Here is a 22,925-nt window from a genome sequence, read left to right on the forward strand (position 1 = left end):
TTAGTTAAGTGCTAGTTTGGCGGCAACAGGGGCAATAGGATCAGTGTTCACGATCTCAACAGGGGCTTTATCACGCAGATTATGATGACCGGTTATGACGACTTGCTCTTGGCCGTTTAAGCCCGCTAGCACTTCAACGTATTCGCCTTCTTGGTAACCTATTTGAATAGGGGTTTTGCTAGCAATACCGTCTTTTACCACAAACACGTTTACACTGTTGTCGATAGCGAGTAGAGCTTTGCGGGGCAATAAAATAGCGTTGGCGTGAGTGTCATAATTTAATTTTACTTGGGCAAACATCCCTGACTTGAGCAGATGCTCGTGATTGGGTACCCGTAACGTGACTTTAAATGTGCCGGTTTTAGGATCGATGACCGGGCTGATACGTTCAATAGTGGCTTCCACGCTTTGACCACCAAAGGCGGTTAAATCTAAACTGGCTTTTTGGTTTTTATGCACGCGAGACAATTCTTTTTCGGGCAAGTAAACAATGCCGTAAAGCTCCTGTTGTTGCACGATATGAAACATTCTGGCGCGCTGGAATGACTCAGTTAAGTTACCTACTTTGGCGTTACGCTCAGCGATGAAACCCGAAATAGGCGCGGTAATAGTGGCTTCTTTTAAGTCCAGTTCGGCAAGAGCGAGGGTGGCTTTTGCACTTTCATATTGGGCATTAAGTTTATCAAAGGTATCGTCGCTGACTAATTTTTGGCTGTAGACTTTATTAATTTTTGCTAGCTCTTTTTGAACACCCACCAAGTCAGCACGAGCGCGATCTAAATTCAGGTGATAACGCTGGGGTTCTATTTGCGCTAATACTTGGTTTTTTTCAACGTAGTCACCTTCTTCAACCATAATTTGCTCAATGATGCCCGACGCGCGAGGAACAACAAACGCTTCTTCTTTGGCCTCAAGAATAGCCGTGGTGGCGTAATTAGATGAGATACTTCCTTGGCTTAACGAAGCGACTTCTACCGGAACTGCAATCACGACCTCTTTTTTCTCAGTATCCACAATGGCTTCTGCATCACCGCAAGCAGTAAGCAAAACGCTTGAGGCTAATACAGCGCAAAGTGCAAAACGGCGTAAAGTGAGTTGTGGTTTAACGGTGTCCATGTGTTTTCTCCTGAATGTGTGCAGCCCAAATGAGCGATTAGTGTATTTTTCAGGAGAGCTGCATTGAGTGTGCCATACAAATAAAAACGAATTAAAACAGATAGATAGTTTGTTTTGCTATCAAGTATTCGCGATTTTATAAAAATAACTTAGTGAATTTGACCACAACTTGGTTTATTTGCTGAATCGACTTAGCCAATGGCCTGAGTATTTTCTCTTTATTAAAATGGGGCGGTGCAAACAACTGGTTTGATGTGAAGCTTCGTCGACCTGGGCAAGCCGTTCGATCAACATTAGACAACATCTTGTTATAATAGCGGTTGGTAAACTCATGTTTTTCTGCCACCTGCCTAAGGTTAGTTCGTCATATTGCTCGTTCGCGTCCTCCTACATCACGTTTAATACATTTAAAATAAAAAACCCCTTTGATTCAGTGCTTCGTTGATAGCTCTGAAAGCCAGACATTTTAATCAAGGGGTAAAAGATGCAAAATTATCAATTAACGATACAAAAACTAACTCACTATGCGCTGAGTGGTTGTGCGGTGCTCATGCTGAGTGTTATGTCCGCTTGTTCTTCAGATACAGGCCAACAAGCCAACTCGGCTGAACAAAACGCAGCACATCCACAAACGCCAGCCACTGCAGTGCCAATAGTAAGTGAAGCTGAACATAGTCACAGCTTAGCTGATGCGCTATCAAGCTCGCAGGCCAATCATGAGATGATGCAAGTGCAAGGCTTAGCCATGAAAATGGCACGTAGTAGGCAAGTATTAGGCTTTGCCCCGCCTATCCCAGTTACCCAAGGTGAAACCTATGGGCCTGTGATTGAAAATGGTGTGAAGTCAGTGGCACTTGAGCCTATTTCGACTTTTTCTATTGATGTTGATACAGGCAGTTATAGCAATGTTCGCAGAATGCTCAATCAAGGACTATTGCCCCCTGCGGATGCGGTCAGAGTAGAGGAGTTTATTAATTATTTTGACTACCAATATTCGGGTCCTGACATGACTACCGCCCCGTTTAGTGTATCTACCGCAATGGCAGTGTCGCCATGGGACAGTGAAAAACACCTAGTAAGAATTGCGTTGAGAGGCTATGAACCTGAGGTGGATACAGCGCTTGGACGCAATTTAGTCTTTTTATTAGATGTGTCGGGCTCAATGGCACAAGCGGATAAACTGCCTTTGCTGAGCCGTTCACTGAACCTGCTAAGCCAACAACTTAAGGCCGCTGATCGTGTGTCGATTGTGGTTTACGCCGGCGCATCGGGAGTGGTGCTTGAGCCTACGCCAGGCGATCAGCACAGTAAAATTCAACTGGCTTTAACGCAACTACAAGCGGGTGGCGCTACCAATGGGCATGCGGGTATTGAACTGGCCTATCAAATGGCCGAAAGAGCCTTTATTAAAAATGGCATTAATCGGGTGATATTAGCTACCGATGGTGACTTTAACGTAGGTATTCATGATCACAATCAGCTTATTGAATTGATCAAGCGTAAAAAGAACAGCGGCATTGCACTCACAACCTTAGGATTTGGGCAAGGTAATTACAACGACCACGTGATGGAACAATTAGCCGATGCTGGCAACGGTAATTATCAGTATATTGATACCATTCATGAGGCCCGTAAAGTGTTGGTGGATGAATTGAGTTCAACGCTTATGACCATTGCTAAGGACGTAAAAATACAAGTGGAGTTCAACCCTGCCAATGTAGCCGAATACCGTTTGCTGGGTTATGAAAACCGTCGGCTCAATCAAGAAGATTTTAATAATGATAAGGTGGATGCGGGCGAAATTGGAGCTGGGCATACGGTAACGGCGTTTTATGAAGTCAGTCTTGTGGGCAGTAACAATAAGTATTTAGACCCCTTACGTTATGGCACGAATAGTCAGCAAAATATTACACGTCCATCAGGTGCACTAGCCAATGAAATAGCACTCGTGAAACTGCGTTATAAACCCCTTGATAGTGACAACAGCGTATTACTGACTCAAACCATAGATAAAAAGCAAATAACTGATTTTAATCAGCAATCAGATGATTTTCGCTTTGCCAGCTCTGTGTTAGGCTTTGCCCATAAACTCAAACGCAGTGTCTACCTGCAAGCCATGGATTACGCTCAATTAATTGACATCGCTCAGCAAGCAAAAGGTCAAGATGAGTTTGGTTATCGAGCGCAGTTCATTCAATTGCTCAAAAGCGCCGCGTCTATACAAGATACAGCGACGGTGAAACAAGATATAACACAGGCAGTAGAGGCAGATAGGCAAAATGATGCACTGCCTCAACCTCGACTTACTGTCGTAAATGGGATGGCAATTAATTAACACCTTAATTAAAACTGAATTAGAGGCCGATGAAACCCTGATGCTGCAATACGCTCAGGGTGACTTTGCCGCGTTTGAGCAATTGTATCAACGACATAAAGGTGGTTTATATCGCTATTTTTTGCGCCAGGTAGGCGAACACGGGCTGGCGGAAGATTTGTTCCAAGACATTTGGGCTAAAGTCATCAGTCAAGCGCCCAACTACCACGTGAAGGCAAAATTTAGTACGTGGCTTTACACCCTCGCTCAGCATAAATTGATTGATCATGTTCGTCATATTAAGGTGGTTAATAAGGTGATAGACGCAGTGCCATTTGACGCTGATGACATTGAAATCAAACATGATATTCATGGGCCAAACACCCTAACACCAGATATCCAACTTGAAAACAAGGGGGCAGCTGGCGCATTAAAACACTGTATTCATGCACTGCCTTTAGTACAGCGAGAATGCTTTTTACTTAAAGAAGAAGCAGGTCTCACCGTTGAGGTGATCGCCACGATTGTTGGCGCTAATTATCAAGCGTGTAAAAGCCGCTTACGATACGCCTACAGCAGTCTTCGACAATGTATTAGCCATAAATTAGGGCAAACATCAGTATGAATCAAGACGATAAAACCCCATCGCTTGAGCCGCAAGATATCAGTGAGCTTTATCAAACACTAAAAACGGAACAAGTGTCTGAAGCCACTGACAATCGGATATTAGCCTTAGCCCGAGATGGGCTAAAAACGGGCGTTTCGCCAAACATGCAAAAACACCAGCACCTAGACAAACCAGAGACTAACAGCCTGTGGCGCCGGTGGCATTGGCCCTTATCAATTGCCGCTTCAGTGATGTTCATTTGCGTTATTTTTATTCAGCAATACGACATGTTCATGCCTCATTCAACAGCACTTGCTCCGCAAGATTTCAGTGACATCGTCTCAGGGGCACAACGACCTGCACCAGCTGCCACACAAAGTATTGATGCGCAAAAAGCATTAGCTGAGACAGAAGCACTGGCTTTGAAGCACAATAGTGATGAACCATTTCATCAGGACACTGAACGATCTACTGAGACGGCTAAGCAAGCGTTGCAAGCCCGCCAAGCTGAACAAAAAAAACGCATTGTTATGGCAGACAAAGCACCCTTAACAGCTGCGACAGAGCAGGGCATTGCAGCACAACACATACCGCCTGACTGGGAAAAAATCGAGCAATTGCAGCTGCAAATTAACGCTAAGCAGGTGCGTTTATTCGAACATAATCAGTCAATAAACAGTTGGCCTCAAGAGGGAGTGGCTCATGATAATCTGATGACAAGTCTGAATGAAAAACAAGATGCACTGGTTCAATTGAAACAAGACATAAACCAGCTACAAATTGAATTATTTAAGCAGATGGCGGTTTATCAACAGCACAATCCTGCTTGGCAAGCAGAGCCAGAAACGCTGCGTTTATTGAGCGTTGAACAACAACTAGCATGGCGCAAGCTACAAAAGACAAATACGCTTAAGTAAAAAGTAAGCGTCATTAATCAGAGAAAAGACTATGAAAATATGGGTAGATGCTGATGCAATCCCAGCAGTAATGAAAGACATCATTTGCCGCGCTGCTGAACGGAAGCAAATTGACACCATCTTTGTTGCAAACCAGTTTATTCGCACACCTCCTTCAAAAGTGATCCGCTCAATGCAGGTCAGTAGTGGCTTTGATGTGGCCGATGACGAAATAGTGAAACGGGTTGAAGTAAATGATTTGGTCATCACCAGTGATATACCCTTAGCCGCAGAAGTCATTGCCAAAGGCGGTCAAGTGTTAAGCTCTCGAGGCGAGTTGTTTACCAAAGATAATATTCGAGAGCGCCTTAATATTCGGGATTTTATGGACACCATGCGCGCCAGTGGCCAGCAATCTGGTGGGCCACCACCGCTAAATCAAGCAGACCGTCAGCAGTTTGCCAATCATTTAGACCGGATTTTGGCGAAAATATAGGGGCTCGTGTCTAAGCGCAGTCCGGTGAGTTTGTTTGTCTTAACAGACTCGTAGTCTGAGCTAAAACTGCAAATAAAGTAATAACATCAATTGATTCAAGGAATGCATTTCTTATGCTATTTAGCACCTTAGGTTTGTGTGAAGAACTGTTAAAAGCGATAGCAGAGCAGGGCTATGCAAGACCGTCAGCTATTCAAGTTACCGCGATCCCTGCAGTGCTGAGTGGTCGAGATGTGATGGCAGCCGCCCAAACAGGTACCGGTAAAACAGCTGCCTTTGTGCTGCCCGTTTTACAAGGTTTAATGAACAAGGCACCTTGTGACTCGAAGCAAGTTCGCGTGTTAATTATCACTCCTACCAGAGAATTGGCAGCGCAAGTGGCCCTGAGCGTTGAGCGCTATAGCCAATATTTGCCTGTTCGCTCGTGCGCCGCTTTTGGCGGCATCAGAATCGATTCACAAATTGAAAAACTGCGATCTAAAGTGGATGTACTGACCGCGACACCAGGACGTTTACTTGATTTGTTTGATAGGCAGGCTCTTGATTTTACTGAAATTGAGGTGGTCGTTTTTGACGAAGCTGATCGCATGTTAGAACTCGGTTTTAGCAAAGAAATTCAGCGTATTCATAGCTTACTGCCTATGGTTCGACAAACATTGATGTTTTCTGCCACCTTTTCTACAGCGATCAAAACCTTGGCAAAGGGCATGTTGAACAATCCACAATTAATTGAATTGGCGGGTCTCAATAAAACTGTTGATGCAGTGAAACAAGTGATTCATCCGGTAGACAAATCACGAAAAAGTGAGCTGTTAATTCATTTGCTCAAAACCCATCGTTGGCCACAAGTATTGGTATTTAGCCGCACAAAAGAAGGCGCGGATCGATTGGTAATTCAGCTGGAACAAGCAGGCATAACAAGCGCTGCAATCCATGCAAATCGTAGCCAGCATGCTCGAACCTTGGTACTCGATGGTTTTAGAAATGGCACCGTAAAGGTATTGGTTGCCACTGATATTGCCTCTCGGGGCATTGATATCAGTCAACTGCCTTGTGTGATCAATGTGGATTTACCCTATGTAGCAGAAGATTATGTGCATCGTATTGGTCGCACCGGCCGCGCTGGTGCCGCCGGTATCGCTATTTCATTGTTCAGTGATGACGAAACTAAGCAGTTAGTCGCGATAGAACGAGCCATTGGACGCAAGTTTAGCCTTGAGCGCATTCCAGGATTTATGCCAAGCAAAAAGGCTGTGCTTAAAGGAGAAGATGACGAAGATGAATACGGTAATTTTGAAGCTGATGCAAAACCTCGCCGTAAAGGCCGCGCCAATGCCCGCAAAAATCATCGAAACAGATAAAGTGGCTCCCGCGTCATTTTTAAAAAGAGTAATGAGGAACCAATTACGATGAAACCCTGTGAAATTGGTAAGGCCTATGATCGCATTACTGATCGCTGGGAAAGCCATACCTTTAATCGTTTAAATGGCATTGAGGCACATAATAAGGCCATCGCTTTTGTGCAAGCAAAAGGTAAAGCCTTGGATGTGGGCTGCGGCTGTAATGGGCGAATCATTGATTTACTGCTAGATAATGACTTTACGCCAGAAGGAATGGATGTTTCTGAAAAAATGCTGACCATCGCTAAAATACGACATCCTGGAGTAAGGTTTTATCAGCAGGATATCTGTGGTTGGCAAGGGACTGAGCAATACGACTTTATTAGCGCATGGGACAGTATTTGGCATGTTCCACTTGAGCAGCAAGAGCAGGTGCTGAGCAAGCTGGTGGCAAGTTTACGTCCTAATGGCGTATTGATTTTTTCTTTTGGTGGTACTGATAAAAAAGACGAACACAATAATAGTGCCATGGGGCCAGCGTTATACTACTCATCACTTGGGATAAACGGCTTTATCACTTTGCTGATCAAATTAGGCTGTATATGCCGGCATCTTGAATACGATCAATATCCCGAGCTACACGCTTATCTTATTGTACAAAAAGCGATAACGTAGCTATTTGAGATAAAATTATAGGCAAGCCTTAGCATATAATAGCAATAAATTTCCCTGGCTTGAGCGCTGAGTCAGATTAACGTTTAGTGGTTGGAATGCGATGTGGTATCACCTTTTAGGTTGGCTCAGTTCTGCGGTATTTATCTTCACTTGGTACGGTTTATCCCATCAAATATTGCAGATGGTAAAGGCTAAAAAACACAGCGGCGCAATAAGCCAAAGTTTATCTATTAACCAATTTTCCTCCAGCTTCTTTGCCTTTTACGCCAATTTTATTTTTGGTTTAGCGGCCAGTAATTTTAATCATTATTTGGTTTGGACGCGTCTTGGGGCTTTGCTATTACTGTTGGTGATCTTGGCGTATATTTGGCGCGATCGTCGTTCAGCGACAAGTCTCATGGCGTGCTCTGGAGCGGCCATGGCTATTTTTCTGGGATTTGTCGCCATGGGATTTCGGCCATTTCCCACTCTTGCCACCTATGGTACCAATACATTTGTGGTTATCGTTGCCCTCATTTTAGTGCAGGGCACGGTGCACCAAATAATGTTAATCAAAAAAGAGCAGTCTGTCGGCTCGCTATCAGAATCAATGATAGTTTCAATTATCGTCAAAGATCTCAGTACCTTAGCCTTTGCTTTAACTATGCCCTTAGCCGCAGCATGGCCACTCCTGTTTATGAATGGTGCCAGCATACTCAGTCGAGGTTTTTTGTGGCTAACGATGCGAAGCATGGCTAAATCCGCCTAACTAAGGGAACAGGTAACATTCAACTATCACGACGTGTAAATCAATTCACTCATTCTCGTTTTATAAAATGACCTATAGTTATTTGGCTGAATAACAAGTAAACGTAAATAGGGTGAGTGTTAAGGAGTTCACCTGAGTTGCAAGGTAATGATGAAAGGAGAGGGTATGAGGCAATATCAAGTGATAGTGGGGATGGTACTGTTAACTTTAGGCCAGACGAGCGCTGCGCAAGAAGTTGAGTTTAAACATAAAGCTGTGTCAAATTGGTTAGCACAAGGTGAGCTGCACTTAGGTGTCGATAAAACTCGGCTTGAAGCTCATAACGCATTACGTTGTATCAAGTTAAACAACTATTGGTGCTTAAAAGATTTTGGCTGGAACGGCGGACTAGGGAAAGATGCCGACGATCATACTGCGTTTAAGACAGGCTATTACGCTGCTCGAGCAGTCGTGCGAAATATGCGCTCTGCTTACAGCAAACATAATCGAAAATCTGCGTTAGCTATTATGAGTGCTTATGCGCCTAGTGATGATTGTGTTGGCAGCCGCGCCGCTATGCGCGCCGATGGGAGTTGTATTCATGGGCAGAACCCCGTTGCTGAATATGCAAAAGCGGCGGCGCGTGGGATAACCAACGACGTGAATGCTGATCTCCAATTATTTGATGAAAATAACAAAGCGACCGATGCCTTAATCACGTTTTTACAAAATTTGAGCACGTTTGAAATAGGCGGTTTTACGGTTGAGGCAGAGACGATAAAAATAGGGATTTGCCTAGAAGACGACAGTTGCCCCCACCCCTAACAACATAAAGCGCAGTGAGTCGTTAACGCTGCGCTTTTTTTGCTAGTCGCAAAACGGTAATGTAACGCTATCAAGTAACTCAATGGCTGCGCGGATAATATTGATACAAACCATGACCTGCGCCTGGATAGGTGTCGATTCCTAAGGCCTTGTATAAAAAACACACACCAAAACTGGCAGACGCCCAAAACAAAATACCCATCACAAATAAGGTGATAGTAGCAGCTAAAGGCAGGGCTAACTCTGCTGCAATAGCTAAACAAATTACCGCAGCAATGCCACGAATAGCGGTGTCTAAAATACCAACGTTTTGTTTCATCATAATGTCCTCAAAAGTAAGTTCAAAGTGAGTATAGGCTGGGTATAAAAAGGAATTTTGATCTAAGTCAAACTTATTTCTATGTGTGTAAAAAAAGGATAAATCAATTTGTTACGGCCATATTTTGCTGAGTATTTCGTGTTTTTACCTGTGAGAGAGAGACCAGTTTTAACCAGTTTGGCCTCTACTCTCGTTTTTTCTGTTTACTGGTTTTAAGTTTATTTATTTTGGTTGCTTGCGTATTAGCTGCGGCTTTTGTTGGTAAGTCTTGCTAGCCTACTGCGTAACGAATTTTTAACAAATGAGGTAGATATGCAGGATTATTGTCGACAAGCTCTGGTCACTTTTAGTCTGTTATTCGTGTTGAGCGCATGCACAGCAACAACGCAAACAAACAACAGCGAAACGCCATCTAATTGGCACTATCTTTTTGACGGTAGCAGCGTGGACAATTGGCGCAATTATCAACAAAGCGATATTGCCCCTGGTTGGACAATTATCGGGGATGAACTGGTGTTAAGTGAGAAAAACGCTGGTGATATTATCAGCCGCACACAATACGCTGATTTTGAGTTACAGCTTGATTGGAATGTAGCCGAAGGCGGTAATAGTGGCATTTTTGTGCGCGCCGATGAAAGGGGTAAACATATCTATTCTCACGCCTTAGAAATCCAAATTTTGGATAATCAGCGTCACCCTGACAGTAAATTAGCGACCCGTCGTTCTGGTTCATTGTATGACTTACAAGCGTCTTCAGCCGCATCTCAGTTACCTGCGGAGCAATGGAACCATGTGCGCATAGTATTTAAAGGGACGCATCTGCAAGTGTGGCAAAATTCGGTGCAAACCGTGGATATACAAATTGGTTCACAGGCATGGCTGCAGGCATTGGACCAGAGCAAATTTAAAGATTGGCCGAACTACGGGCTCAATACCCAAGGCTATATTGGTTTACAAGATCACGGTGACCGAGTTGCGTTTAAAAATATAAAAATTAAATCCTTATAAGGATGTAGCTATGACGAATAAATCAGGACACATCATTGTAATTGGCTCTGGAGCAGGCGGTGCGATGGCAGCCTATACCTTATGCAAAGCAGGCCATAAAGTGTTACTGCTTGAAGCGGGTCGTGATTATGATCCCAAAACAGAAACCCCCATGTTTAAACGAAACTCAGAAGCGCCGTTGATGGGAGCAAGCACTCGTGACAAAGACTTTGGCTACTATGATGCCACGGTTGATGGTGGCTGGTCTGTGCCCGATGAGCCCTATACCACCGCTGAAGGCTCGGAATTTATGTGGTGGCGCGCGCGCATGTTAGGTGGTCGCACGAATCATTGGGGCCGTTTTTCACTGCGTTTTAGTCACCATGATTTTAAAGGTAAATCCCGTGATGGATTAGGTGCAGACTGGCCATTTGAGTATGAAGAACTCGCACCGTGGTATGATCTGACTGAAGAGTTGGTGGGAGTATGCGGCACCAATACGGGCTTAGATGACATGCCTGATTCTGGCGAAGGTATTTTACAAACGCCACCCCAGCCTCGTATTCCAGAACTGCTCTTGTCTGCGGCAGCTAAAAAATTGGGTATTGCCACCGCACCGATGCACCGAGCGGTGCTCACTCGGCCTAAAGACGACAGGGCCGCCTGCTTTTATGCAACACCCTGTGGCAATGGTTGCTCTATTGGCGCGGCATTTCAAACCACCACTTCCTTAATTCCAATGGCCAAGGCCACCGGCAATTTAACCATTATTACCAATGCCATGGTGAAAGAAATAAACGTCGATGAACAAGGGCTGGTCATGGGTGTCAGTTTTGTGGACAAAATTAGCGGTAATACCAATCAGCTTGATGCCCGTATAGTGGTTCTTGCGGCAAGCGCCTGTGAATCGGCGCGCATCCTATTAAATTCTAAAAGTGCTCAACACCCTAATGGCTTGGCTAATTCAAGCGGCCAAGTGGGCCGTAACCTTATGGATTCAACTGGAGCGTGGTTAGGGGCGTCTATTCCTGGCTTGAGAGGGCGGCCAATATACAACGAAGATGGGCATACGGCTAATCACCTGTTTATTCCATGGTGGGGCCACAAAATGCAAGAAAACGGGGCGTTAGATTTTCCTCGTGGTTATCATTTTGAAATTGGTAGCGGTTTTGGTGAGCCTGGCGCCGGCGTACCTGGCGATATTGATGGTTACGGAAAAATGGCAAAAGACGCCGTTAAATTAGAATATGGCGCCTACGTAGGTCTTGGTCTTAGAGGCGAGATGCTGCCAAATGAACACTGTTACATGGAAATTGATCACGAGGTCAAAGACAAATGGGGCATCCCTGTAGCAAAATTTCACTGGGCATGGTCTGAGCATGAGCTTAAGCAAGTCGAGCATGGTTTAAAAACGGCAAAGGCCATTTTAGAAACCATGGGAGCGAGTTTTAGTCAGCCCTTGCCCGATGCTAAAACCGCGATTTCAAAGGGGGGCGAAATAATTCATGAAGTAGGCAGTACTCGCATGGGGGATTCTCCCAGTGATTCGGTAACAAACCAGTGGGGCCAAACGTGGGATTGTGACAATGTATTTGTGATGGATGCGGGCGTTTTTGCATCAAATCCTCATAAAAACTGTACCTTGACCATCATGACGTTAGCCATGAGAAACGCGTCGTGGTTAGCGACTCAGTTAGATAAAGGAGTGTTATAACATGGCTGATAAACCCCATTCACTGACATCTTACGTGCCAAGTTTAACCCGTCGTCAAACCCTAAAGTGGATTGGGGTATTATCTGCCACAGCGGCATTTCCTTTGCTCAGTAGCTGTGACAAGAAGACAAATATCAAGCACGCGCTGGCGGCGCATTGGCCTGATTTGACACTCGCTCCAGTGACAACGCCGGGTTATGGTAAAGATCCGAGTCTTATTGTACCTCCCACATCGCCGTGGCCCCTGTTGCTCGAAGAGGATGAGCTCAATGTAGTGGCCGTATTAGCAGATATAATTGTGCCTCGTGAACTCATGGTGCCTTCGGCAACTGAGGTAAAGGTACCTGAGGTCATTAATGAGTGGGTGAGTGCGCCTTATAGCAGGCAGCAGGAAGATAGACTGAGTATTATGTCGCTGCTGTCTTGGCTAAATACCGAAGCGCTGCAGCGCTCAAAGCAGGTATTTATTCAATTATCAGCACCTGAGCAAATGACAATCATTGACGATATTGCCTTTAAATCGGCACATTCGTCGCTAGAATTTGGCAAACCTGCCGTGGCGTTTGCTGCGTTTAGACGTTTAGTACTTGCGGCGTTTTTCTGTAGTCCACAAGGCAGTAAAGATTTAGGGTATCAAGGTAATGTGCCAATCAGCGGTGATTATCCGGGGCCCACCACAGAAGCTAAAGCCCACCTAGATACCCTGTTAACCCAATTGGGTTTGAGTCTGTAAACGCTAAATAAAATGGCGTGGTCAACACGCCATGTTATTGCTTAAATCACATAAGCGAGTGCCAGCACCATAGAAAACCCCAAGGTATAGGAAAAAAGCAACAGTAAGCTGTATTTGGCATACCGCACAAAACTTAGGCCTTGTACTTTACTCATGGTGACAATACCGGCGGCTGAACCAATCACTAACAATGAGCCACCTACACCCACTGCATAGGTCAGGCTTAACCACGAGGTGAGTTCCATATCGATATTGGTTTTTAATAGCGCGGCAGTCAGCGGCACGTTATCAACTACCGACGATGTAATACCCATAATGTAATTAGCGTAAACAGGTGGCAAAAATTCGTATAACTTGACTAAAAAGTCTAAGGCATGAATTTGCTCTAACATGCCCACCAGCAATAAAATTCCTAGGAAAAACAGTAGGGTATCAAACTCTATGTGGCGGATATATTCTAAAATAGGATCTTTATCATCGCTATCTTGAAACAAATGCGCGACTAAAAACATCACTGACAATCCGGATAAAAAGCTCAGAACCGGTGGAATGGCAAACAATACATTACCCACAATTGTGCTCACGATCGTGATTAAAAATATTGACGCTATCCAGTAATCGAGTTTGCGAATTTGACGGGGTTTATGTTTGATCCTGACTTTGCCATTCATGCCAATACTCAGCAAACTCGCCAAGACGATGACAGCAATGAAAGAGGGCAGTGATAGCCAAAATAAATTTAAGATGCTGACCTTATTGGCCAAAAATATCATCAAGGTTGTAACGTCACCGGTAATTAACGATACGCCACCTGAGTTGACCGCAAAAACGACTAATACGGCAAATCGCATGGTCTTATTAGGGGGTAAACTCAGTGACAAGACTAGCGTAATAGCCACTAATGTTGCTGTGATGTTGTCTGCTAAAGAGGAAAACAAAAAGCTAAATATGGCTGTAAAAAACAGCAGTTTTCTTTCACTGATGGATTCTGGCATTGCACGGTGCAACAAACTCTCAATAAACCCCTTTTTATTCAGATAGGCGACAAAGGTCATGGCCGCGACTAAAAACAGCCATAAGGAGGATATATCCGCTAAGTTTTCTCGTAAATGATGATTAATGAGATCTCGGTCAGCTTCGGTTTGGGCAAACACAAACAAACTTATCCAAGACAAAGTGCCAAAAAACAAAGTGACTTTGGCTTTGTTTATATGGGTGACTTCTTCAAATACGACACCGGCTAAGGCTAAGACAGCCAGGCCGATAAGGAAATAATTGAGCAACATAAAAACCATCAGAAAGGCATGTAAATTTGCGGGGCATTCTATGCCAAGTCTTTAAGAATACAACTAGTTTGAGGCTATAATCTACCGTTGTTTGGCATAAGCATTTCGTCATTAGCGCTTGCAATAACTTAAAGAATACAAGCAAGCTATTGTTCAAATAGGCGCGTGTAATTCACACGAGAAAATACCACTTCACTTTGGGTGATATTAGCATCTTGATAAAATTGTGCCCAGTCAGCCGAGTTTTCAATATTACTCAAGGTGGCAGCATCTTGAGCTTGCAAATAATTACCAAACTTAAAGTAGGCGCCAGCACTATCGGCCACATTTTGACTAACTGTTTGATCAAATGCGGATACACTGACATAGCCAAAATTATTGATAATGCGCAAATCAAAATTATCGCCACTTTGGATGGTTCCTAGGGCATGTTTCGTTTCGCCTGAACCGTCCTGTTTTGCTAAGCGGACATAAACATCAAATATGCCATTATTGGCGACACTGTCAATAAAGCCAGACTCCCTTGAATCGGCGATATATACCTTTACGAGTGTACCTGTGTCGCCACCATGATGTTGAGCAACGATGAGTTTAGCGCCCACCGATAACGTCGCGCTTACATTGGCGTAAAAGGTTTCATCAACCTCGGTCATTGCCACTCGTAAGTCTTTTTTAATCTTTAATTCGTGACGCCACCCTGAACCATTTGGCGAGACATACTGTGCTTTTAACGCATCAAAAACATAGTCATTGCCCACCAAGGGGTTGCCGCCTTCGTTATCCCAAAGGCTCATGTCGATAGACGATTGAGTTGGAATATCTGGACTTGAGTTCATCTGCGGGGCGAGGCTACCACAACCATTTATTTGCACTTCAACGATGCTATTTAACGCTGAGCTGCTGTTTCCTGACCCAGTTAAGCGTAAATATCGTGCTGAGCTATCGACTAATTCAAGCCACTCAAAGGCCGCAACGGCGCCACTGGAGTGGGCGTCACTCAGTACGGATGTCCAGTCAAGGTTGTTAGTCGATGTATGTATAGCAAAGTGATACTGATGTAAATTGCCTTGATACCACTGAATATTCATATCCCGAATTGTAGACTCTTCACCTAAGTCAAAGGTGATTGTTTTACCTATTCCATTCGACGCCCATCGAGATGTATTGGTGGTGTCACCATCAATGGCGTTTAACGGTCCTTTGTTATCTAGCGAGCCTTCATCTGAGGCTGAAACAATGACGAGTGGGTTTGAGGTGCTGCATATTGTTGGTGTTGGTGCTGGTGTAAACGCGGGTGTTTCACTTTTAGTGGACTCGGCACTGCTGCCGCAACCAATAAACAAAGTACTCAACAATAGGCTGAGGCCCACACGAATGTTAGGTGAAGAATGTTTTTGCATAGGGACTCGTTGACCGTCATATCTCTTTTAGCTCTGTTCTGCTGTGGATAAAAGTTATATGTTTTGGTTATGCTTGTTGGTATTACCAATAGTGTTATTTTGGATTCTAATGGTTAACCAAATGTTGCGTGGTGTCAATGATTTTGTTGACCAAATGTTATGGGTAAAAAGTGTCGGCTTCTCAGTAGAAGGGTAAATAGTTGAGTCGTTCATCCGCTGCTCTTGGATATTCATGTGCGTACGGATTGTGCTTTACGTCGCAGTGTGAGGACGACACCATGTTTAATGAGGCACAAAACTCAGATCAATACGCGAGATGAATTAAGGTGGCCAATTCTAGCCCCTCATTGACGAGGCTTGTTTTTTGCTTCTATCCACTGAGCCATATACTGCGTACTTTTGAATTGATGATGTTGTAGCATCTGACCAATAAAATTATGCCCTCGATGTTTATTCAAGTTGAGCAATAACTCATTGATACGTGCCAACAAACTAGGGCGGATTTGCCGTTGATCAAAATGTTGTTCAAGCCAGCTAAAACCCAAACGTTGGCACGCTTGCCACCGTTTTTGATCTTGAAAAAGTGCCACTGCAGCCTCTGCAAAAGCCCTGGCAGTTTTATCTTGTCGTGCCACATCAAAATCAATACTGGCGCCGGGCCACTGCAAACCAAGTGGATTGATTGTTTTTTGCGCTGCGTGTCCCATACCTTCTGTGCCAATAGTGGTGGTGACGCTGGGTGTGCCGCACAGCATGGCTTCGCTTAATTTCCCTTTGATACCTGCACCAAAACGTAAGGGGGCTAAACAGACTTTGGCATGTTTCATAACCTGCTCTGCGTCTTGTGCCCAGCCCTTGATCAAAAATCCTTGTTTAACATTATGCAGTTGGGTGGCCTTCGGTGGCGGGTACGCGCCGTATACATGCAATTCTGCTTGGGGCAGGTTTTTTCGGATCAGCGGCCAAATGGTGTTTTTAAGCCACAACACAGCATCCCAATTAGGCTCGTGTCTAAAATTACCCATGCAGATAAAGTGTTGGCGTTGGTCGTAAGGCAATACATTTTCAGTGAGGTGACTCAAAGCCAGCATAAAAGGTAAATGTAATAGTAAGCGAGCAGGTACTTGATAATGTTCTTGCAACAACTGATATTCAAAATCAGAGATAATTAAAGCCAAATCACAGCGAAAAATAGCCGCTACTTCGCGTTTAGCTAACTCACTGTTGAAATCAATGGTGTTGAGTTCTCGCTCTTGTTTTAGGGCTTGATGACGAGCATTTCTCAGTGAATGCAAGTCTTCGGTATCTAGTACACGCAGGGCATTCGGGCAGTGCTGTGCTACACGCCAACCAAATTGTTCTTCAAGCATAAAGCGATCGAATAGGACGATATCGGGCTGTAATTGTCGAATGAATACATCAAAGCTACTGCAATTCAGAGCAATGGTGTGCTCGCTTATCCCCATGGCCTTGAGGTCTATTTTATGATCACCTTGCACAGCTGGACTTGCAAAGGTGATGTGCCAACCTGCCTGTTGAAATGTGTTAAGTAAACTCAACATGTGTTTACCGGCAGCTGACGAATTTGGCTCTGGCCATACATACCCTAATACTAAAACGTGAATCGGCTTATTCATTATTTGGATACCTTTACACAGTTTCGCCCGGCTTTTTTCGCGGCATACAGGGCAATATCTGCTTGTTTCATAACAGCGTTAAAATCACGGTAAAGTGTGGATTTTTGTGCCACGCCAAAACTGCTGGTAACGTTTACGATTTTATTTTTAGCGGCTATTTGAGGTTTACCACCGGGCTTTTTAGCAGGGCGTGGCTGAGAGCGTAATGCAATGTCGTAGTCCGCTATCAGGCAGCGGATCGCTTCAATATGTGGCAGAACTTGCTCGGGTGTTTTATTGGCAAACAATAGAACAAATTCTTCGCCACCAAAGCGAAAAGCCTGCCCACCGCCGCTCACCTTTGACAGTTTACTGGCAACGAGTTTGAGTACCTCATCACCCACATCGTGTCCATAGGTATCATTAAACTTTTTGAAATGATCAATATCAGACATTACCAATGTATATTTTCGGCCCAAGGTATCGACTTTTTGCATTAGCGCGCGCCGCGAAGGGATACCAGTCAGTTCATCCTTATATGCCATGAAAAAACTATCTCGAATAACCGCGTAAGCAATAATTACTGCCAAAGTACAGACCATTACTTGATTGAGTGTTTGCTCAGCAACAGCAAGTAACACTAAACAAGCTAGCCAACTTAACACCAAGATCACTTGGCTGTTAGTGAGACGTATCACTAACATGATACAAGCTATAGTAGCGCTGATTAAAATAAGCATCACGTCGCTAGGCGTATACCACTGATAAAAACGGGGCCACAAGGTAAACAACCAGCTTGTGCTGGGCATAACAACATATTGCTGCACCATAGGTGCTGCAGTGACCAGAGGCAATAGCCAGACTGCGACAAGCCCGGCACAGCCCAAAATCAAGAAGCTATAGATCAAATTACGCAACGAAAAGCCGCGGTCAATATCCAGCATTAACCAGCCCAACATCACAAGAATAAAACTACTTCTGGCGAAAATTAAACTGTCACTCGCCGGCCAGTGCGGCTCAATTGTTTGTAGGATAAAAAAGAGTACTAAGCTTAACCACACCAAACGGCTGCGTCCAAATTGCCATGCAATAAGGGCGGCAATACCAAGGCAAATAGCGGGTAGCCAAGGTAGGCGGGTAAATGTACTACTGATTAACTGAGGATATAAAAAAAATAGGGTGCATGAACTTGCTAAAAGGATAAGAGGTAAAAAGCCTAATGTAAAAAGACGAGACAAACCCTGCAGGACAGATGCAAACACCACGAATAACAACTCAAAGGATTGAAAAGAAAGCGTATTGTAGATGAAAGAGTAAAGCGAAGTCCAAAGTCAATTGCATTTAATCTGTCCCTCAGCGCATTTTGCGTAAGCGCTTTAATGGAAATTGTATTAACTAGGATAACAGCACAATAAACTCTACCCTAACCAGTAATCGAGGATATCTTTAAAGTTATTTTACCTAATGGATTAGTACCTACTGGATTAGTACCTACTGGATTAGTCCACACTCAATATGACGATTTTAAAATTAGATTTAGACTAAGCCTGACAGTTTAAAATGAGCGAAAAACGGACTGTCAGGTTTCTTTGCACCACGATCTGTTCTACTGAGGTAGCGGTCTGTTCATAACATTCGAAATCAAGGCTTAGCCACTAAAAACGGTTGCCTTATCAAGCAGCCTTTCACTATGGGCTTTTAATGAAAAGTTTAGCATTTGCTATATCAATAATACTGTTCAGTTGAACCAAGTGTTTATTGCCTAATATTCCAATCAGGGGGGGTTGGCCTTCAACGTTGACGGCATTCATTAATGCTGAAAAGTCAGTAATCAGGAAATCATCGATAACCATTTCATTACCAATCAAAACTTTCCCATTTCTAAATACCTTCATCGGTAGCTCAACACCCTCGGCAACAACAGTTTTAGCGGTAGGATGATTTTCTAACTGAAAACCGTATTGGATTAAAGCAGACTCATCCAAAATTAGTTCAGGAGCGCCAGTATCGACAAGGAGTCTAGCGATATTTCCACTCAACTGAATATCAACAAAATTAAACCCCATTGGTGATTTGTGTAGTTCAATAGTTTCATAATGAGCAGTGGTTGATTTGCTCAGCAATATCTCAATGTCATCTTTATTTTCTGGGATAAGCAGTTGTGCTTTTTTTACATCCAACAAAGCGTTCAAATGGGAAAGAGCATCATAACCAATAAGTCCCATGACATCAGGAGCAAATCTTCCAGAAGAATCATTAGAATAAATAGATTTAATATTCAACTGTGTTTGTCCAATCGAAAATTGTGATATGTCAACAGAAAATGTTTCAATTATTCCTGTTTCTTCGTCACCAATAGCCACACCATCAATTTTTTCTTTACCTTTAATTATGCCAAAAACACTAAGTTTATTAGTATCAACTACGGTACCCGTTGCACCAGTATCAAGAATAAATTTTGCGTTAACCTGATTTATCGATGCGTCTATTTCAAAATAACCTTCATGAGTTTTATGGAGAGGAATAACCTGCATTTTTGCATTTAGCAAATGTGGAAAGGCTAACGAAATAGCGAACATAAATGATATGAAATTTTTCAAGCAAAGTTCCTTTTTTATTTTTAAAGCTATGAGAGTCTAGCTTTCTATGTTGGTTCCCAACTTTCAATGGTTCGAAATTGTTTCGCTGAGGTTATTTTTACATCAATTTATCTTATGTCCGCTTTCTGCTTTAACCGCTAAGTTGGCCAACAAGCCATGACTGGCCGCTTTTGGCACAACGTTGACTGTCAGAGTAGTTAAATAGCACTTACTTTTAAATGTCAGATCAAATCTAACTACTGTAATTTATAAGCCTGTATTAGATTCTGTGTAACCGCCATTTAGTTAGTGTCCGTTTTGCGTTTATAGCTAACAAATACTAAAAAAGTATACTGCTAAATTTCCCAAACTCAGGGTATGCCTTGGCTATATTTTTTCTGCTAATGGGGTTTGTTTACTGGGTAGAACGTGGACAGCCGTATTTAGCCCTTAGATGACTTTCCACCTAGTTAAAAACCTTCACCTAAGCTGCCAAAAAGTTGCTTAGTCCCACTGCATTTTCTTACGAATAAATGCACTCAGTTTTGTCGCGTTGGCGCGGTGCTGGGCTACTCGAGGATGTTGGCCGTAACCAGTAAAATCGAAAAACAAAGTATCAATTTTATTGTCACCTGCTTGGCGCATATTACTCACAGCTTGGCGCACGTAATTGGGCCATTTAGCGTCCTGTGTGGCGTCCATACTGCCTAACGCACAAATAATTTGCGCATTGGGGTAACGAGCGCGAATGCTTCTGACAAATTGTTGATAATGAGTCACTCGTTCTTCGTCGGAAGGGAGGGGGTGTAAACGTTTTTCCCGATCAATCAGCCACTTATCATTTTGCATCAGGTTTATTAACACGACATCGGGGGTCCATTGGGTAAAATCCCATTGAGTATCATTGTTACCCACCCCACTTAGCTGGTCGAAAAACTGCGGCATAATAAAGTCAAACCAGCTGATCATGACGCCAATCCCGCTTTGTGAAATTGTATGTAACTCTGCATTTAGCTCTCTGGCGGCAATTGCGCCATAGGCGAGATAGTTGTTTTTGTCGGATTTTAGATGATCAGGGCCATTATCCGCGCCTTCATTACCCATACCACTGGTGATTGAATCACCATAGATTTCTATTCGTCGTTTGGGTTTTTGTGGCGGTGGCAGCATAGTGGCACCGTCTACGATTTCAATTCCCTTAAACCGTGTGCCGCCTTCTTCGCCTTCAGTGCGTTTGTATATCTCAACACTGTGGCCTCCTTGATTCAGCGCAGTGCTAATCGTATAAGTATGTAATCCTTGTTTAGCCTGCAGCACATAAGGTGACTCAATGTCATTATCGATGATGATGTTGAAGTAGTTTTGGCCTTTCTCGTCATCTAACACGACAGAGAGTGAAGAACCACTAAAATTGGCTTTAATGCTGGTGCCAGGCCACGTCACCAATGGGCTATCAGCTTGACTAAAATCGATGCGGCCGCTGTAAACATAATGGTTGTCGCGCGCAGGAAAGAATTGCGCAGCCAGAAGTTGAGACGAAGCAATACTTAATAACAGGATGGCAGTGGCATTTTTGCAAAATAGGGTGGGCAACATCAATTTTTTAGGCATAAGTATCCAAGCAAATAAACATCTTTAGAAGCTTTCAATCTAAAACATTTAAGAAAAAAACGGAAACCCTAAGCAAAAAACATAAACGCGATTTTTTGCTTTTATTTGATCTGTGCAGTACGTGAACTGTGATACGCTCAAATTTTACCAGTTTGATTGAGTGATGAAAGAAGCAACGAAGAACTCCGAGAAAAAAAGCCACCATCTTGTCTTTGGCGCTGGTTTAATTGGCTGTTATTTAGGTGGTGTGTTGTCTCACGTCGGTTTGAGTGCCTTTCTGGTTTGCCGGCCGCTTATTCAAAAAAAATTGTCTGAGGGAATTACATTAACAGATTACCTAGGACATAAAAGTCCCGCTATCTCTTTAAAATTCATAGGACAAAATTCAAAAAACGCCTTAACAGAAATTGATTTTTTATGGCTAACGGTTAAATGCACTGGTATTGAACAAGCAGTGAAAGACATGGCTCCTTATGTGAGTAAACAGACCGTGATTTTTTGCTGTCAAAATGGTTTAGGCTCTGAGGCGATGGTTAAACAGGCATTTCCTAACAACATTGTTTTGCGTGTTATGGTGCCTTTCAACGTGGTTGAGCTAAACGCAGGGCACTATCATCGTGGCTCTCAGGGGACGCTGACCATTGAGTCTATACCAGCAACTGAGCGGGTAGTTCAGGGGCTAATGAATAACATGCAATGCGATTTTCTGCAGGTCACAAATAGCCATGATATGTCGGCTTTGTTGTGGGCAAAGTTACAACTTAATCTGGGTAACAGTATTAATGCTTTGGCTGATATACCGGTAAAAGCAATGTTAGAGCAACGGGCTTATCGCTTGGTTATCGCTAAATTAATGCGTGAATTACTTGCAGTCACTGATGCAATGTCGATTGTCTTACCCAAAGTTACCTCCTTGCCTGCCCACTGGTTACCTGCCGTACTGAGTTTGCCTGACTTTTTGTTTAAACGGGTAGCTAACACCATGCTGGCGATTGACCCCAAGGTTCGTACTTCAATGTGGTGGGATGTATCTCAAAATAAATCAACAGAAATTGATTATTTAAATGGCGCCATTGTTGAACAAGCAAGGAGGCTAAATATTGATACGGCTGCTAATCAAAAAATCATTGCACTTATAAAAGGTATAAAAATACAGGGTGAAAATAAAGATAGGCAGCCGCCGATTGATGGAATTAGACTACTAAAAATGTTGGATTAGTCATCTTAGCTTTTGTAAAGTCAGCTGTAGATAATTAGAAAGGGCGTAAGGATATGAACCAAAGCACATTTCACACCGAACTGTTTGAGCTTATGCCGGTCCCCATTGCCATTACAAAGTCCATTGAAAATAGCACCAATGCGGCAATTGTTTATATTAATCAATGTTTTTTAGACGAATTAGGCTGGGATATAAACGACATTCCAGATAAAAACACGTGGTGGACCAAGGCCTATCCTGATGAAGACTATCGTAAGGTAGTTGAACGGCAGTGGGAATTAGTCACGAGTAATGCAGCGGATAACAATGAAAAAACCGTTAGCATTGTGGTTAATATTGTCACTAAATATGGTGATATAACGCGTTATAAAGTTTCAACCTTGCTTGATGACTATTTAAATGAAGGCTGCAAGGTATCGGTATTTACTCGTGTAGCCTGAGCAAGCGTATGGTGTGCCAGTGAAT

General features: G+C 43.4%; 21 protein-coding genes. 13 read left to right on the forward strand and 8 right to left on the reverse strand.

Annotated features, from left to right (window positions below):
• Entirely contained in the window at positions 1-1,116 is a 1,116-nt protein-coding gene (locus ACEN2L_RS10955; RefSeq protein WP_441743670.1) for an efflux RND transporter periplasmic adaptor subunit, read from the reverse strand.
• 484 nt (positions 1,117-1,600) lie between these two features.
• On the opposite strand from ACEN2L_RS10955, the gene ACEN2L_RS10960 reads away from it, so the two are divergent.
• From ACEN2L_RS10960 to ACEN2L_RS10995, 8 genes are all read left to right on the forward strand, one after another.
• On the forward strand, positions 1,601-3,451 hold the full coding sequence (locus ACEN2L_RS10960; protein ID WP_441743672.1) for a vWA domain-containing protein: 1,851 nt from the start codon (positions 1,601-1,603) through the stop codon (positions 3,449-3,451).
• Positions 3,432-4,055: a sigma-70 family RNA polymerase sigma factor gene (locus tag ACEN2L_RS10965; RefSeq protein ID WP_441743674.1), complete on the forward strand. Its 624-nt coding sequence runs from the start codon at positions 3,432-3,434 to the stop codon at positions 4,053-4,055. The genes ACEN2L_RS10960 and ACEN2L_RS10965 overlap by 20 nt, the downstream gene beginning before the upstream one ends.
• Positions 4,052-4,954, forward strand: coding sequence for a hypothetical protein (locus ACEN2L_RS10970; RefSeq protein ID WP_441743676.1), 903 nt, complete (start codon positions 4,052-4,054; stop codon positions 4,952-4,954). The genes ACEN2L_RS10965 and ACEN2L_RS10970 overlap by 4 nt, the downstream gene beginning before the upstream one ends.
• A gap of 31 nt (positions 4,955-4,985) precedes the next feature.
• A complete protein-coding gene (locus ACEN2L_RS10975) occupies positions 4,986-5,429 on the forward strand; it encodes a YaiI/YqxD family protein (RefSeq protein ID WP_306023289.1) in 444 nt (147 codons plus the stop codon).
• A 113-nt stretch (positions 5,430-5,542) separates the two neighbouring features.
• The gene (locus ACEN2L_RS10980; protein WP_441743678.1) at positions 5,543-6,790 is read left to right on the forward strand and encodes a DEAD/DEAH box helicase; all 1,248 of its coding nucleotides are present in this window, start codon (positions 5,543-5,545) and stop codon (positions 6,788-6,790) included.
• Between the two features lie 48 nt (positions 6,791-6,838).
• Positions 6,839-7,444, forward strand: a complete 606-nt coding sequence (locus ACEN2L_RS10985) for a class I SAM-dependent methyltransferase (protein WP_441743680.1) — start codon at positions 6,839-6,841, stop codon at positions 7,442-7,444.
• A 100-nt stretch (positions 7,445-7,544) separates the two neighbouring features.
• Positions 7,545-8,192: a hypothetical protein gene (locus ACEN2L_RS10990; protein WP_441743682.1), complete on the forward strand. Its 648-nt coding sequence runs from the start codon at positions 7,545-7,547 to the stop codon at positions 8,190-8,192.
• A gap of 165 nt (positions 8,193-8,357) precedes the next feature.
• Positions 8,358-8,996 carry a hypothetical protein gene (locus ACEN2L_RS10995; RefSeq protein ID WP_441743684.1) on the forward strand — a complete coding sequence of 213 codons (639 nt, stop codon included), beginning with the start codon at positions 8,358-8,360 and terminating at the stop codon, positions 8,994-8,996.
• A 79-nt stretch (positions 8,997-9,075) separates the two neighbouring features.
• On the opposite strand, the gene ACEN2L_RS11000 is transcribed toward ACEN2L_RS10995, so the two are convergent.
• Positions 9,076-9,318, reverse strand: a complete 243-nt coding sequence (locus tag ACEN2L_RS11000) for a YgaP family membrane protein (protein WP_441743685.1) — start codon at positions 9,316-9,318, stop codon at positions 9,076-9,078.
• A 309-nt stretch (positions 9,319-9,627) separates the two neighbouring features.
• On the opposite strand from ACEN2L_RS11000, the gene ACEN2L_RS11005 reads away from it, so the two are divergent.
• Genes ACEN2L_RS11005 through ACEN2L_RS11015 form a run of 3 tightly spaced genes read left to right on the forward strand, consistent with a single transcriptional unit; the run spans position 9,628 to position 12,749 of the window.
• On the forward strand, positions 9,628-10,323 hold the full coding sequence (locus tag ACEN2L_RS11005; RefSeq protein ID WP_441743687.1) for a 3-keto-disaccharide hydrolase: 696 nt from the start codon (positions 9,628-9,630) through the stop codon (positions 10,321-10,323).
• A gap of 10 nt (positions 10,324-10,333) precedes the next feature.
• On the forward strand, positions 10,334-12,016 hold the full coding sequence (locus ACEN2L_RS11010; RefSeq protein ID WP_441743689.1) for a GMC family oxidoreductase: 1,683 nt from the start codon (positions 10,334-10,336) through the stop codon (positions 12,014-12,016).
• 1 nt (position 12,017) lies between these two features.
• Positions 12,018-12,749: a gluconate 2-dehydrogenase subunit 3 family protein gene (locus ACEN2L_RS11015; RefSeq protein WP_441743691.1), complete on the forward strand. Its 732-nt coding sequence runs from the start codon at positions 12,018-12,020 to the stop codon at positions 12,747-12,749.
• 41 nt (positions 12,750-12,790) lie between these two features.
• Here the strand turns inward: ACEN2L_RS11015 and nhaD are convergent, their stop codons facing one another.
• The 6 genes from nhaD to ACEN2L_RS11045 form a co-directional block, all read right to left on the reverse strand.
• The gene (gene nhaD / locus ACEN2L_RS11020; RefSeq protein ID WP_441743693.1) at positions 12,791-14,035 is read right to left on the reverse strand and encodes a sodium:proton antiporter NhaD; all 1,245 of its coding nucleotides are present in this window, start codon (positions 14,033-14,035) and stop codon (positions 12,791-12,793) included.
• A 146-nt stretch (positions 14,036-14,181) separates the two neighbouring features.
• Entirely contained in the window at positions 14,182-15,435 is a 1,254-nt protein-coding gene (locus ACEN2L_RS11025) for a polysaccharide lyase family 7 protein (protein ID WP_441743695.1), read from the reverse strand.
• A 344-nt stretch (positions 15,436-15,779) separates the two neighbouring features.
• Positions 15,780-17,072, reverse strand: a complete 1,293-nt coding sequence (locus ACEN2L_RS11030; protein ID WP_441743697.1) for a glycosyltransferase family 4 protein — start codon at positions 17,070-17,072, stop codon at positions 15,780-15,782.
• Entirely contained in the window at positions 17,072-18,313 is a 1,242-nt protein-coding gene (locus ACEN2L_RS11035; protein ID WP_441743698.1) for a diguanylate cyclase, read from the reverse strand. The genes ACEN2L_RS11030 and ACEN2L_RS11035 overlap by 1 nt, the downstream gene beginning before the upstream one ends.
• Before the next feature lie 426 nt (positions 18,314-18,739).
• Complete coding sequence (locus ACEN2L_RS11040) at positions 18,740-19,651, reverse strand: aspartyl protease family protein (protein ID WP_441743700.1); 912 nt, start codon at positions 19,649-19,651, stop codon at positions 18,740-18,742.
• Positions 19,652-20,134: 483 nt separating this feature from the next.
• Entirely contained in the window at positions 20,135-21,241 is a 1,107-nt protein-coding gene (locus ACEN2L_RS11045) for an SGNH/GDSL hydrolase family protein (RefSeq protein WP_441743702.1), read from the reverse strand.
• Positions 21,242-21,404: 163 nt separating this feature from the next.
• On the opposite strand from ACEN2L_RS11045, the gene ACEN2L_RS11050 reads away from it, so the two are divergent.
• Together ACEN2L_RS11050 and ACEN2L_RS11055 are read left to right on the forward strand one after the other, a co-directional pair.
• The gene (locus ACEN2L_RS11050; protein ID WP_441743703.1) at positions 21,405-22,460 is read left to right on the forward strand and encodes a 2-dehydropantoate 2-reductase; all 1,056 of its coding nucleotides are present in this window, start codon (positions 21,405-21,407) and stop codon (positions 22,458-22,460) included.
• A gap of 53 nt (positions 22,461-22,513) precedes the next feature.
• On the forward strand, positions 22,514-22,900 hold the full coding sequence (locus ACEN2L_RS11055) for a PAS domain-containing protein (protein ID WP_441743705.1): 387 nt from the start codon (positions 22,514-22,516) through the stop codon (positions 22,898-22,900).
• The last annotated feature ends 25 nt before the right edge of the window (positions 22,901-22,925 follow it).

It is taken from the genome of Flavobacterium sp. W21_SRS_FM6 (genome assembly GCF_052119645.1).
GTDB lineage: Bacteria > Pseudomonadota > Gammaproteobacteria > Enterobacterales > Alteromonadaceae > Paraglaciecola.